The sequence below is a fragment of the Fortiea contorta PCC 7126 genome (genome assembly GCF_000332295.1).
Taxonomy (GTDB): domain Bacteria; phylum Cyanobacteriota; class Cyanobacteriia; order Cyanobacteriales; family Nostocaceae; genus Fortiea; species Fortiea contorta.
Genome location: NZ_KB235930.1, coordinates 2,117,715 through 2,131,906 on the forward strand (window position 1 = coordinate 2,117,715; position 14,192 = coordinate 2,131,906).

General features: G+C 43.3%; 8 protein-coding genes. 6 read left to right on the plus strand and 2 right to left on the minus strand.

What is annotated here, in order from left to right:
- Positions 1 to 275 precede the first annotated feature (275 nt).
- Positions 276 to 1,979, plus strand: a complete 1,704-nt coding sequence (gene cobJ, locus MIC7126_RS0109940; RefSeq protein WP_017652991.1) for a precorrin-3B C(17)-methyltransferase — start codon at positions 276 to 278, stop codon at positions 1,977 to 1,979.
- A gap of 1,194 nt (positions 1,980 to 3,173) precedes the next feature.
- Entirely contained in the window at positions 3,174 to 3,530 is a 357-nt protein-coding gene (locus MIC7126_RS0109945) for a hypothetical protein (protein ID WP_026100156.1), read from the plus strand.
- A 77-nt stretch (positions 3,531 to 3,607) separates the two neighbouring features.
- Here the strand turns inward: MIC7126_RS0109945 and MIC7126_RS0109950 are convergent, their stop codons facing one another.
- Positions 3,608 to 4,156 carry a pentapeptide repeat-containing protein gene (locus MIC7126_RS0109950; protein WP_017652993.1) on the minus strand — a complete coding sequence of 183 codons (549 nt, stop codon included), beginning with the start codon at positions 4,154 to 4,156 and terminating at the stop codon, positions 3,608 to 3,610.
- Positions 4,157 to 4,418: 262 nt separating this feature from the next.
- On the minus strand, positions 4,419 to 5,378 hold the full coding sequence (locus MIC7126_RS0109955) for an SGNH/GDSL hydrolase family protein (RefSeq protein ID WP_017652994.1): 960 nt from the start codon (positions 5,376 to 5,378) through the stop codon (positions 4,419 to 4,421).
- 620 nt (positions 5,379 to 5,998) lie between these two features.
- Here MIC7126_RS0109955 and MIC7126_RS0109965 point away from each other — a divergent pair.
- The 4 genes from MIC7126_RS0109965 (at position 5,999) to MIC7126_RS0109980 (ending at position 13,991) form a co-directional block, all read left to right on the plus strand.
- The gene (locus MIC7126_RS0109965; protein WP_017652996.1) at positions 5,999 to 8,884 is read left to right on the plus strand and encodes a glycerol-3-phosphate acyltransferase; all 2,886 of its coding nucleotides are present in this window, start codon (positions 5,999 to 6,001) and stop codon (positions 8,882 to 8,884) included.
- A 623-nt stretch (positions 8,885 to 9,507) separates the two neighbouring features.
- Positions 9,508 to 10,890: a CmpA/NrtA family ABC transporter substrate-binding protein gene (locus tag MIC7126_RS0109970; RefSeq protein ID WP_017652997.1), complete on the plus strand. Its 1,383-nt coding sequence runs from the start codon at positions 9,508 to 9,510 to the stop codon at positions 10,888 to 10,890.
- A gap of 134 nt (positions 10,891 to 11,024) precedes the next feature.
- Positions 11,025 to 11,870 carry a nitrate ABC transporter permease gene (gene ntrB / locus MIC7126_RS0109975; protein ID WP_017652998.1) on the plus strand — a complete coding sequence of 282 codons (846 nt, stop codon included), beginning with the start codon at positions 11,025 to 11,027 and terminating at the stop codon, positions 11,868 to 11,870.
- A 117-nt stretch (positions 11,871 to 11,987) separates the two neighbouring features.
- A complete protein-coding gene (locus MIC7126_RS0109980; RefSeq protein ID WP_017652999.1) occupies positions 11,988 to 13,991 on the plus strand; it encodes an ABC transporter ATP-binding/substrate-binding protein in 2,004 nt (667 codons plus the stop codon).
- The last annotated feature ends 201 nt before the right edge of the window (positions 13,992 to 14,192 follow it).

The following is a 14,192-nucleotide window of genomic DNA, read 5'->3' on the forward strand; positions in this document are numbered from 1 at the left end:
CGGTGCGTTGCACTACGCGACAACGCACCCTACTAATGCACTATTTAAGGCTAGACACGCCACTACATATCTTTTCAAAAATCAAACCGGATTCGTATATATTATTGCTCAGGAAGTACACCCGTAGGGGCACAACATGTTGTGCTCCTACAACTTGCGACACAATTTTGTACCGCAAGAGAAAGAATTAGAGAAAAAATTTGTGTGCATCTGTGGTTTGATGTGAAAGATATCAACTGTTGTCAGATATCTATTAATTAACAGCCACAAGTTTCATGATCACCAAGATTGCACCCGCCATTGTAGTATTAAGTCAAAACAGCGTAACACTCGCCCGCCAAATCATCAGCGTCTTTCCTGGGGGGACTGTCTACGGTTTGGCGGGGCGCACATCTGCAGTTGATGTCAGCTTCACCAACTTTGGCGAAACGTTGCGAGAGTTGTTCGCACAGCGAACGCCCGTAATAGGTATTTGCGCCGCCGGAATTTTAATTAGAACCCTAGCCCCGCTACTTTCAGATAAACGCCAAGAACCGCCACTGATAGCTGTAGCTGAAGATGGTAGCGCGGTTATTCCTCTGTTGGGTGGACTCAATGGAGTCAACGATTTAGCCCGTCGCATTGCTGAGGTTCTGAACGTACAAGCAGCCATCACAACTACAGGCGATATCCGCTTGGGTACAGCCTTGTTATCACCTCCTCCTGGATACCATTTAGCCAATCCAGAAGATGCGAAAACCTTTATCTCAGATTTGCTCGCAGGGGCGCAGGTGAAAATAGTCGGGACGGCGCCCTGGTTGAGTAATAGTCAACTACCGATTGACCCAAGTGGAGATTTGACCATCGAGGTTACTGAACGTGCGGTGACTTTTCAACCCAATTGCCTTGTTTATCACCCAGCAACCGTAGCAATTGGCATGAGTGGCACTGAGGAAGATAGTACAACAGCGGTGGCGCTAATACAGCAACTGCTGGTAGATGCTGAACTAGCACCAGCATCAGTTGCAGCGATATTTGCCCCCATCACTACCGCTGCTAATCCAGTCATACACGCTGTTGCTAATTCCTTGGGAGTGCCTGCGCGGTTTTTTACCTCAAATCAACTGGAAAGAGATTTATCACAAGGCTACAGCCCTGCAAAAGCCGTAGCTGAAGCAACGATCGCCCAGTCTCCCCAAATAGCGATCGCCTCCCAACCCATCGACCCCAACACCATCGGTCAACCACAGGGGCGATTAGCAATCATCGGTACAGGCCCTGGCGGGTTACAGTGGATGTCACCAGAGGTGAGAGAAATTCTTAAATCGGCAACCGATTTAGTGGGTTATAAAACTTACCTAGATTTAATCGGTGCACTGGGTGATGGTAAGCAACGCCACGAGTCAGATAACCAGGAAGAATTAGCAAGGGCAAAGATAGCGCTGGATTTGGCCGCCGAGGGGCGATATGTTGCAGTGGTATCCTCTGGTGATCCTGGTATCTATGCAATGGCAACTGCAGTCTTCGAGGTAATTGATCGCTATAATCAACCCGCATGGGACAGTGTGGAAATTCATGTAGCACCGGGTATTTCGGCAATGCAAGCAGCCGCAGCAGCTATTGGCGCACCTTTGGGGCATGATTTCTGTGCAATTTCCCTTTCCGATATTTTAAAGCCTTGGTCAATTATTGCCCAACGCATCGCCGCAGCGGCTGCAGCTGATTTCGTCATTGCCTTTTATAATCCTGTTTCCCAAGAACGTACTTGGCAACTGACAGCAGCTAGAGATATCCTATTGCAGCATAGAACGCCAGATACCCCGGTAGTGCTAGGGCGAAATCTCGGTAGAACTGGAGAAAGTGTGAAAGCGATCGCGCTCAGTCAACTAACAGCAGATGTCGCCGACATGCGGACAGTGATTCTCGTCGGTTCCACCAAAACCAGAAGCATTCAGCGCAGTGCTCATCACATCGTTTACACACCACGACGATATACCTAAATCGTTGAATATATGCACTTACCAATTACATGAAACACCCTAGCTAGCCTAAGCGCCCCTAATCCCTAACCTCCACAAAACATACCATCATAAAACGAGAAACGCTATAAAAATAAAATAAAACCCCAGGCTGGAAAATTCCTGGGGTTGTAATACCTGACCACCTTTTTATTTTTAATTCAAAACCCATATAAAAGAACAAATGCTTAAGACAAAAATATCTGAATTTTGTCCAAAAATCATCTCATTAACTATGGCATTTCCCAATTCCATGAGCTACGCAAGTTATCACCTAATCCCATCTAGCAATACCATAAAAAAGTAGAATTGCCATACCTGCAATAGGTAGATAAAAATGTTAACTTTGTTTAAGATTTTCCATATGATGGGCATAAAAACTATTAAATAATCGAATTTAAAAAAGATAAAAATATAGTAATTATGTCCTATTTATTATCATCATAGACTTGATTTATTTGGTTGTAGAGTCAAAAATAAAAGCATCATGATACATACATGATTGTAGCCAATCAAAGTGACAGAAAGCCTAACTTATGTCCGCGCAAGCGGACTTTATTTATATAATCAATAGAAAAAATATTGTCTAATTGACTAAATTTTGTTTGCTGAAAATTTTTTAAGACTTTTCAAGACGTTATATGCTAGATATATTTAGAAACAAATGTAGAGATATTAAATAGAAATATTTATACAGAGATTTCAAAATATCTATTGATTAAAAATATTGCCACAACTTGGAGATACTGCTTTATCATTCGGTTACTGAATTTTGAACAAAAAAATTAGACATAATTCAAGCAATTATGTCTCAAATTTTAATAACTGCAAAATTATCACCAAACACGTAAAGCTTGACACCGAGATAATAGTAATTTTTTTGCAGCACACCATCTGTAAATTATCTCAAAAAAGGTTGTATTATTTTGTAGAAGTAAAAATACTAGACTTAATCGGGAACTTAAATTCTCGCTTTGATTCAAGAGTGAAAGTAAGCGCGCCCAGCAAAAAATTGACGCTAGAGATCGCCCACCCCCCATCAGCCGCCAGCATTTAGTATCACCTAAATTTATCTGAACGCTGATCCGATTTTGGGATTCCTGATGGTCATTTACTTGCCGTGTAAGATTTAATCGGATAATCTGAGCAGTTGGGATCGTTTTCCCTTATAACCAAATGCACAAATTTATACTCAGCCTCCTTTCAACCCCTTTACTTCTCGGCTCCATTCTTTCTATGGGAGTCATGATCAATTCAGCCCAAGCTAACGAACCAGCAAATACTAACATCAGCACAGACCGTTTATCTTGTATCCGCAATAAACATAAAGTTGGTTTAGTATGCGCCAGAGCATCCGTACTGGCTCAGATTCCCAACTATCAGCCTGAAGCAGCACCATCCCCAGATGATGCTCCCATGTTAGAATTCAACGACGAAGAAAGCGATGTGGCAATCAATTTATTTGGCTGCGACTGTCCTGCTTGCATAAACTCTTTACGGGCGATGCGTGGGGCTACTCCTTTGGTTTATTAACAAAATAGAGACGTTGCAATGCAACGTCTCTACATTTTCGGCTGTTTGGCATTAAACACAATTATTTTTAAAACAAATTAGCAGCTACCAGCCCAAGTTATCCATGTATGAGATAAACCAACATGAAGAACTTGATTATTCGTCTCTGATTCAGTGACAGTTGCTCCCGTTAAATCTGCACCAAGAAATTCAGCTTCATTCAGGTTAGTGCAAATTAAATTTGTGTGTCTGAGAATAGCATTAGTTAAATTCGCACCACTCAATTCCGCCTCACTGAGATTTGCTCCTAACAAGTTAGCTAGCGCTAAATTTGCACCCCGCAAATCAGCCCGACAAAGATTTGTTCCCTCTAAATTAGCCCTGATTAAATCGGCGCCAATAAAATTAACTTCACTCAAGTTTGCGTTAGCTAAATTAGCTCCACTCAGGTCTGCGTTAGTGAGATTTGCACGAGTTAAATTACATCCTCTTAAATCAATTCCACTCAAATCGGCTCCACTCAAATCAGCTTCAGCAAAATTTGCACCTTTTAAATCAGTGTTACGCAAATTCACCTGATGCAAAATAGCTCTATTAAAATTCCTTTCTCCTTGTGCATATTGACTCAGGAGCTTTTTACTGTCCATATTGTCACCTCGCTATGTCTACAGATGAAAGGGAACAGGGAACAGGGAACAGGGAACAGGGAACAGGGAAAACTAAGCCGCCCACGAGGGGACGAGGTTTCAACCTACCCTGTGAGATGAGGATTTTTTCGCCCACAAGGGACGAGGCTTTAAACCTTTACCTCTTTTCATAAACTTTTAATTTAATTTTGCTATATTTTTGGGGATTACTAACAGTTACTTAACGGAAATATACGTCTTGAGTGAAAACTCAACTCCAGAATTAATCAGTTTTAAATATCAACTCATTTTTTAAAACTTCACCGAGCGATCGCTCGATAATTTGACTGACTAATTGATTTCCCGCAAAATTGAGGTGAATATGGTCATGGTAGAGAGCTTGCGGGTTTTTGGTAGAGTTAAAAATTGGCAATATATCTAGATAAACAATTTGTTGAGTTTGAGTAAAATCAATCAAACGCTGACGGGCTGTAATTTCGTAATCACGGGGGCCCGGTTCACCCAGTTCCCGCAGCAAGGGAGTCATCACTAACAGCAATTGGCTGGAAAATTGACGAGTTAAAGTGTGGATTTGGCTGATAGCGGCTAAATTCTTCCCGACACGATCGCCTGTTTCATTTTGCAGTGCTATCATTTCTGGAATCGGCTTTTGCTTGTAGAGATAGCGTTGCACAACTTCCACCAGTGCCAATAGAGGTTTATGATCTGGATAATTGCGATCGCGTCCTACTGGTAAAGAAGTAGGCGTCACTGCAAATAAATCATCAGTATTAATTAATAGCACTACCACCTGGGCATGAAAATTACCAAACCTTTGTAAATAGGCGAGTTCATTTCTAGGCCCCCAGGAATTAGCTGAAGCATTTAATACTTCTATTTTGCGATAATTACCAATATTTACTGAATTTCCAGAATTGGTAATTAAACTAGAAATCGTCCGAGCCTGATCCGTCCACCAGCCGCCATTAGCGATAGAATCGCCTAAAATCAACACCCGCAGCGTCGAATCCGGGAGTGTAGGCTCAATAGCCGGACTCCGCATCGAATAGGCATTAATTTCAATACGATTACCAAAGCGCCGAGTCCGCTGATTAGGAGCCAGCAAATAACCAATCTGTGCATCAGGAACATAAATCAAAGGATTGCCAAAACCAAATAGCGATCGCAATCCTACCTCCAGCACCACCAACAATCCCACAACCACCGCCAAAATTATTAACACCTGTCCGCACCCCCTACTCATAACTAGCGCCCAAGGGAATAAAGCAACAAATTATACTTTATTTTTAAAGAAAACTAATACCGTTTCACTTTTCTCGCTCCCCCTGCTCCCTCTGCTCCCCCTATCCCGTCTTCCAAACCTTAAACAAAAGAATAATAGTAATTTAACTTTATCTATAAACAGAAAGACTACAATCAAGACGGACAAAATACCTCTGTAACCAAGGAAGATTACAAAATTATGTCCGACTTAAATCGCGGAATTATGAAGTTCAAGGGTGCTGATTCCCCTAAAGCAGTCACTATCTCTACCGTGTTGCTGTTGGGATCGATTGCTGCTCTGATCATTTGGGCGCTACAAGCTGCCTATGCGCTAAACTAAAAATTATTAGCTTTAGTAATTAGCATCTAAGAAGGACACTAGCAAACACGGCTCCCGTCTTAGCTGGCTGTCCTTCACTCAACTACTAGCCCTGGCCAAAATCCCGCAAACTTTTGCAACCATGCTCCACTAGAAAAAGTGCCCGAAAAACAATTTATAAAATTCCAGAAAGATTTTAGATTTGAAATTTGAGATGCCCGATGCAAGATGCAAAATAAATCTAAAATCCAAAATCCGCAATGTTTGAACTCTGGGGTGCTTTAATTATATTGATTGGTTGTCCTCTGTTGGGCACATTACCGCTAATTGCCTGGATCACTCGCGCCCTCAAGGGCAGACAATTAGCGAAAGTAGGCACAGGAAACGTCAGCGTATCCGCTGCTTTTTATCATGGCGGACGAGTCGTAGGTATCCTCGCGGTCTTGTCGGAAGCTTTGAAAGGGATTGTCGCCGTTTTCATCGCTCGTGCTTTTTTTGGCGAAGGGTCAACCTGGGAACTAGTAGCCTTAATAGCCTTAGTTGTGGGTAGATATTCCATTGGTAGAGGAGCAGGTACAACCAACGTTGTCTGGGGATTTTTAGTCCATGATCCATTAGTAGCAGGATTTACAGCTTTATTGGCAGCTACTAGCTTTATCCTCCTGCGTTCTCGAAAACTAGTGCAATACGGCGTGTTAATTTTATTACCTTTATTTGAGGTAATACTACACGCCGAAGACGTTCCCCGAATTATGGCCGTTATTGCCCTTGTTAGCTTATTAGGTTGGATTTATAGTCAAATTCCCGATGATTTGAGCCTTCCCACCCAAGGTGCAGAAACAGGATCGCAAGGGATGTTAGAATTTTGGCGCGGTGATCAAGCAATCTTATCTTTAGATAGTCAATTGGATGCTGGCGTAGTTGGACAAAAAGCAGCCACCTTATCAGAAATTCAGCGTTGGGGCTATTCAGTACCGAAAGGCTGGGTACTAGCGTCGGTGAATAACCCGGAAGCAGTGCTGAAATTTTTTCAACCATCAGCACTATCTCCCCTAGTAGTCCGTTCCTCCGCTATCGGCGAAGACTCCGAACAAGCCTCAGCAGCTGGACAGTATGAGACAGTATTGAATGTCACTAACCATGAAGCTTTACAAGCAGCGATCGCCCAAGTTTATAGTTCCTATTATCATCCCACTGCTGTGCAATATCGCCGCGATCGCGGTTCCCCAGAAGCAGCAATGGCGGTACTCATTCAACAACAAGTCCAAGGTGTTTATTCTGGTGTCGCTTTCAGCCGCGACCCCATCACCCAACAAAGCGATATTGTTGTGATTGAAGCCTTACCCGGTAGCGCCACTCAAGTTGTTTCGGGGAGAGTGACACCAGAACAATATCGCGCCTTTGTCACCGAAGCCGAAAACTCCTCCATTCAACTAGAAGGAACAGGACAAGTACCACCAGCACTCGTCAAACAAGTCGCCTACTTAGCCCGGAGCATCGAAAAACGATATCATGGCATTCCCCAAGATATTGAATGGAGTTACGACGGACAAAATCTCTGGGTATTACAAGCTAGACCCATCACCACCTTACTTCCCATCTGGACAAGGAAAATCGCCGCCGAAGTCATCCCCGGTGTGATTCATCCCCTCACTTGGTCAATTAACCGTCCCCTCACCTGTGGCGTTTGGGGAGACATTTTCACTATAGTATTAGGCGAACGCGCCCTCGGCTTAGACTTCACAGCCACCGCCACACTCCATAACTCCAGAGCCTACTTTAATGCATCCCTCCTGGGAGATATTTTTCTTCGCATGGGCTTACCACCAGAAAGTTTAGAGTTTCTCACCAGAGGTGCAAAATTAAGCCGACCACCCCTAAAGTCTACCTGGGAAAACCTCCCAGGATTAATGCGGTTGCTGAAGCGAGAATTACGGTTAGACGAAGATTTTAAGCGAGATTATTATCAATTATTTGTCCCTGGATTGTCGCAATTAGCCACAGAACCCATCGACCAGCTACAACCAGTCCAGATATTAGCCAGAATTGACTTGATTTTAGAGTTATTGCATCGCGGCACATATTACAGCATTTTTGCGCCCTTGAGTGCAGCCCTCAGACAAGCAATTTTCCGGGTGAAGGACAAAAATTTAGACAACAGCATCACACCAGAAGTAGCAGTATTGCGATCGCTCAATGCCTTAGCCGCAGATACCAAACAAATATTACCAGATTTAGAACCAGAGATAGTATTTGAGCAATTAGCGCAAACTCCAGCCGGCGAGAAAATTTTATTTGATTTCTCTGAATTACTCCAAGATTACGGTTATTTGAGTGAAGTCGGGACAGATATCGCCGTTCCCACCTGGAAAGAACACCCCCAATACCTCAAACAATTGTTTGTCCAGCTATTACAAAGAGACCCACAACCAGCAGTGACTACCCCGCGTCAGCGATTTTTTTGGGGAAAACTACAGCGACTTGTACAACGACGCTTCGACTTAAAAGGGAGAGTTACCGAAGTTTATTCACGACTTCTAGGCGAATTGCGCTGGAGCTTTATCGCTCTAGAACAGATTTTGTTAGAATCTCGCCTACTCCAGCAAACAGGAGATATCTTTTTTCTGGAAATAGCAGAAATTAGAGATATCGTCACTAACAATGATGAAGAATTCAGTTATCAGTTATCAAATATAGTGCAATTGCGGCGATCGCAATTCCTCCAAGATCAAGAAATTACCCAAATACCTCCTTTAGTTTACGGCAATACACCACCCCACCCCCTAGCACCCTCCGCCCTCTACTCAGACCAAATATTACAAGGTATCCCCGCCAGTCACGGACAAGCTGAGGGACGAATTAAAGTGTTGCGAAACTTACAAAACATTCCAGAGATTGACAGGAACACAATCCTTGTAGTCCCTTATACAGACTCTGGCTGGGCACCCTTGTTACTCAGGGCTGGAGGATTAATAGCCGAAGCTGGTGGACGACTTTCTCACGGAGCGATCGTCGCTCGTGAGTACGGAATTCCCGCAGTTATGGATGTACGCGGTGCTACATGGCTACTGCAAGATGGGCAACGAGTACGAATTGATGGAACTAGGGGACTGATTGAACTGTCTAACGATTTGCGACCTGAGTAATCCAGCGACGCGGTTTCCGCTGTGTAGTTAATTCGGTTTGAGTACTTATACCGTTTTAGAAAAAGAATACGACAGATGGGTAGGGTCACAACAATGTTGTGCCCTTACAAATGATTGATGTCAGGATTTTTAGTACATTATCTAAGTAAAAATTTCTAAAAATCTAATAATTTGTATAGTTATTTATCTATAGTTAATACTTTTGACAGCTAAATAGATCCAATTTTTGACTATGCATAGTATTGGCACAATTAATTGTATAGAGCAAAGTTTATATGTTAGAAATTTACACCTAATTTTTCCAACATAGATAAACTTTTACTTATGTATCCAATCTAATATTTATTTAATAATTACAGGTTGAGAGTTAACCACTTTGGCATCAAAACCTGTAAACTAATTTCAATTAGATAAGTGCTGCCCCTGATTCACCGCAAATTAAGTCCGTCAAGTTCTCAAATTTTTTATTGAGATAGTCACAATCACCTTTTCTATCAAGAAACGGTCGAGACATATTGACTAAATATAGCTTGCAAATTTCACGCAGAGAGCAAGAACTATTCTGTTTGACCTGCTACTTTTGCATGTCTAAAAAAATTTAAATTAGCAACTAAGGAGATGTTATGACCGAATTCTTTAACCAATTTTCCCGCCGCAAATTCATCATCACAGCAGGAGCTTCAGCTAGTGCCGTATTTCTCAAAGGTTGTTTAGGTAATCCCCCGGATGGTTCCGCTGGAGGCGGTGCTCAAAGCCCATCAGCAGCGCAGCCAGTCGCTAACATTAGCCCCGAACAAGCACCAGAAACCGCCGCAATTAAACTAGGATATATCCCGATTATTGAATCGGCTCCTCTGATTATTGCCAAAGAAAAAGGCTTATTCGCCAAGTACGGCATGAGTAATGTTGAACTAGCAAAACAAGCTTCTTGGGGTGCAGCACGAGATAACTTAGAAATTGGTTCTGCTGGAGGTGGTATCGATGGCGGTCAATGGCAAATGCCAATGCCCCATTTAATCACAGAAGGTTTAATTACCAAAGGCAACCAAAAAATTCCCATGTATGTTTTAGCCCAATTAGTAACTCATGGGAATGGAATAGCGATTGCCAGCAAACACCAAGGTAAAGGAATTGGTCTACAATTAGCTGGAGCCAAATCCTTATTTAGTCAACTCAAATCCTCCACACCCTTCACCGCTGCTTTCACCTTTCCCCACGTCAACCAAGATTTATGGATTCGCTACTGGTTAGCCGCCGGCGGTATCGACCCTGACGCAGACGTCAAACTCCTGACCGTACCTGCAGCCCAAACCGTAGCCAACATGAAAACAGGTACAATGGACGCCTTCAGTACAGGCGACCCCTGGCCTTATCGCATCGTTAAAGATAAAATCGGCTTTCTCGCCGCCCTGACTGCAGAGATTTGGAAAAATCACCCCGAAGAATACCTAGCCATTAGAGCCGATTGGGTTGACAAAAATCCCAAAGCCACAAAAGCCATACTCAAAGCTGTTATGGAAGCACAACAGTGGTTAGATAATTTTGACAACCGCAAAGAAGCAGCACAGATTCTCGCCGGCAGAAATTATTTCAATTTGAATTCACCAGAAATCCTTGCAGACCCATACCAAGGTAAATATGACATGGGTGATGGTCGCAAAATAGATGATAAATCATTAGCCGCCCTTTATTGGAAAGATGCCAAAGGAAATGTTTCTTATCCATACAAGAGCCATGATTTGTGGTTTATTACAGAAAACGTCCGCTGGGGTTTCTTGCCCAAAGATTATATTGCCAACAATGCCGCCAAAGCTAAAGAATTGATCAATAAAGTCAACCGTGAAGATATTTGGAAAGAAGCAGCAAAAGAACTAGGAATTGCAGCCGCTGACATTCCCACAAATACATCCCGTGGTGTAGAAGAATTCTTCGATGGTGTGAAATTCGACCCCGAAAAACCAGAAGAATATCTCAAGAGTCTCAAAATCAAAAAAGTTGCCGTTTAATCATCAGTTTGTAGTCACTACTTGAATTCTGAAAAATTTAGAAATAAAGTTTTGACTACTAACACATGTATCATCTTCAAATTGAGAGAACATCTAGCTAACCGCAAATATCGAATCTGAGGAGAACCCAGCAAATGACAACTGTACAAAGACGCCCTGCCAACCCTAAGGTTAACGGTAACTTCAACTTTATATCCCAACTGCAAAAACAATTCCCTGATTTTGTTCCTCCAGCTATTGCCCTGATTATATTTTTAGTTGTGTGGCAATTATTTTCCTTCACTCCCAATGCCACCCTACCAGGGCCAATCCAAGTCATCCAAGATACCTGGACTTTAATTGTGTATCCTTTCTATGATAAAGGTGGCACCGACAAGGGACTTTTTTGGCAGATTTGGGGTAGTCTACAACGGGTAGCAATTAGTTATACATTAGCGGCAATTGTTGGTATTGCCTTGGGCGTTTTGATTGGTGTCAATAAAACCATGTCCAAAGCTTTAGACCCTTTATTCCAACTACTGCGGACTGTACCACCCTTAGCTTGGGTACCCATTTCCCTAGCAGCCTTGCGACAAAACGAACCCGCCGCCTTATTCGTAATTTTCATCACTGCAATTTGGCCGATATTAATTAACACCGCAGTTGGTGTTACCCAAATTCCTCAAGATTACAACAACGTTGCCAAAGTCCTGCAACTGAGCCGCAAAGACTACTTTTTTAACATTCTCATTCCCGCAGCTTTACCTTACATCTTCACAGGGTTAAGAATTGCCATTGGTTTAGCTTGGTTAGCGATTATCGCCGCAGAAATCGTTATGTCTGGGATTGTCGGTATCGGCTTCTTTATCTGGGATGCCTATCAAAATAACAACGTCAGTGAAGTTATTTTAGCTCTAGTTTATATCGGCGTTGTTGGTCTTTTGTTAGATAAATTCATGGTTTGGATTCAAAACAAAATTTTACCAATTGAACAAAAATAAGCCTCAAGTATGAAGGATGAATCTTAAAGGCTAAAGGATAAAATTGTCTATCTTTAAACTTCACACTTCATACTTTACACTTCATAATTCATACTTCACACTTCATACCTTACACCTATGTCTATATTTGTTGGCGTTGACCAAATTGAAAAAGTTTTTGAATTAACTGGTGGTGGTAAATACATTGCCCTCAAAGGAATCGACCTCCAGATTAAGAAAGGCGAATTTGTTTCCTTAATTGGTCACTCAGGTTGCGGTAAATCCACACTTTTGAATATGATTGCCGGATTGGATTTACCCACCGAAGGTCTGGTAACTTTGGAAGGACAAAGAATTACCAAACCAGGGCCAGATAGGATGGTGGTATTTCAAAACTATTCCTTATTACCTTGGCGGACAGTTAGAGAAAACATTGCCTTAGCGGTAGACTCAGTGATGAGAGGTTTACCCGATGCAGAACGCACAGCCATCATCGATAAACATATAGATATGGTCGGCTTGCGTCCCCACGCAGATAAACAACCAGGTATGCTGTCTGGAGGACAAAAACAAAGAGTTGCGATCGCTCGCGCCTTAGCTATCCGTCCCAAGCTACTATTATTAGACGAACCCTTTGGTGCATTAGACGCCCTCACACGGGGTAACTTGCAAGAACAACTCATGCAAATCTGCGAAGAAAACCAAGTCACCGCCGTCATGGTGACTCACGACGTAGATGAAGCCGTGCTCCTGTCTGATAGAATCGTCATGCTCACCAACGGCCCAGAATCCAAAATTGGTGACATCCTCGAAGTAGATATCCCCAGACCCCGCAAGCGCATGGAAGTAGTAGAACACCCAAGCTACTACAGCTTGCGGAGTGAGATGATTTACTTCCTCAACCAACAAAAACGCATCAAAAAAATTCGCGCCAGAAAAACCGCAGCCATCACCCGCCACGGCTTAGAAAAAGTTAACTTAGACATCGGCTTTCTACCCCTTACCGCCTGCGCCCCCCTCGCCATCGCCAAAGAAAAAGGCTTCTTTGTTAAACACGGCCTAGACGAAGTTAACCTCACGCGCGAAAGTAGCTGGCGTGGTATCGTTGATGGCATGAGTGGCAATTACTTAGATGCAGCCCAAATGCCATCAGGTATGCCCATGTGGCTAACCTTAGGAGGAAATAAAAACCAACCCCTACCCGTTGTTACCGCCCTCACCATGACCCGCAACGGTAACGCCATCACCTTAGCAAAACGCTTCTATGACGGAGGCGTGCAAACCCTATCAGACTTTAAAAATTACCTACTCCGCACCCGTGACCAAAGACACACAATGGGAGTAGTGCATCCCGCATCCATGCATAACCTACTGCTGCGTTACTGGTTAGCAGCAGGCGGAGTTGACCCCGACTCCGACGTCGATATGAAAACCATTCCTCCAGCCCAGATGGTAGTAGACCTACAAGGTGGAAGCATCGACGGTTATTGCGTAGGGGAACCCTGGAACTACCGCGCCGCAGTCGAAGGAGTAGGCTTCACCATCGCCACCGACTTAGAAGTCTGGCTAGGACACCCCGGAAAAGTCCTCGGAGTCCGCGAAGATTGGGCAGAAAATTATCCCAACACTCACATCGCCCTCACCAAAGCCTTACTAGAAGCATGTCAATACTGTGCAAGTCCTGAAAATTCCGAAGAAGTTAGACAAATTTTAGCCCAGCGTGAATATGTCAGCACCGATCTAGAATACATCCAACTCGAAGATCCTCAAAGCAACGCCTGTAGCCTAGACCATCCACTCAGACAATACGCCCATCACCAATTTTATTCTGATTCAGCAATCAACCGTCCCAGTCGTACCGAACAAATTTGGATTATGAGTCAACTAGCGCGATGGGGCGATACACCCTTCCCCAGAAACTGGGTAGAAGTCGTAGAAAGAGTTTGTCGAGTCCGCGTCTTCAGTACTGCAGCCCGCGAACTCGGCTTAGACATCAGCTACACCCGTCAACCCATCCAGCTATTCGATGGTACACCATTCAACGCCGACGACCCCATAGGCTATCTCAACAGCTTGCCAATTAAACGCGACTTTTCTATCGCTGAAGTCATTCTTGACGCACCAAGAAAGACAGCAGCATAAAGGAAGCCAAGTGCTGAGTAAATTAGTGGTGTTCAGATACTCGACTTCTTAAAGAAGTCGGGTATCTAGCAGCCCCACTAGTTAACGAGGCTTTTTACTCCATTAACGAGGCTTTTTACTCCATTAACGAAGCTTTTTACTTCATTAACGAGGCTTTTTACTTCATTAACGAGGCTTTTTACTTCATTAACGAGGCTTTTT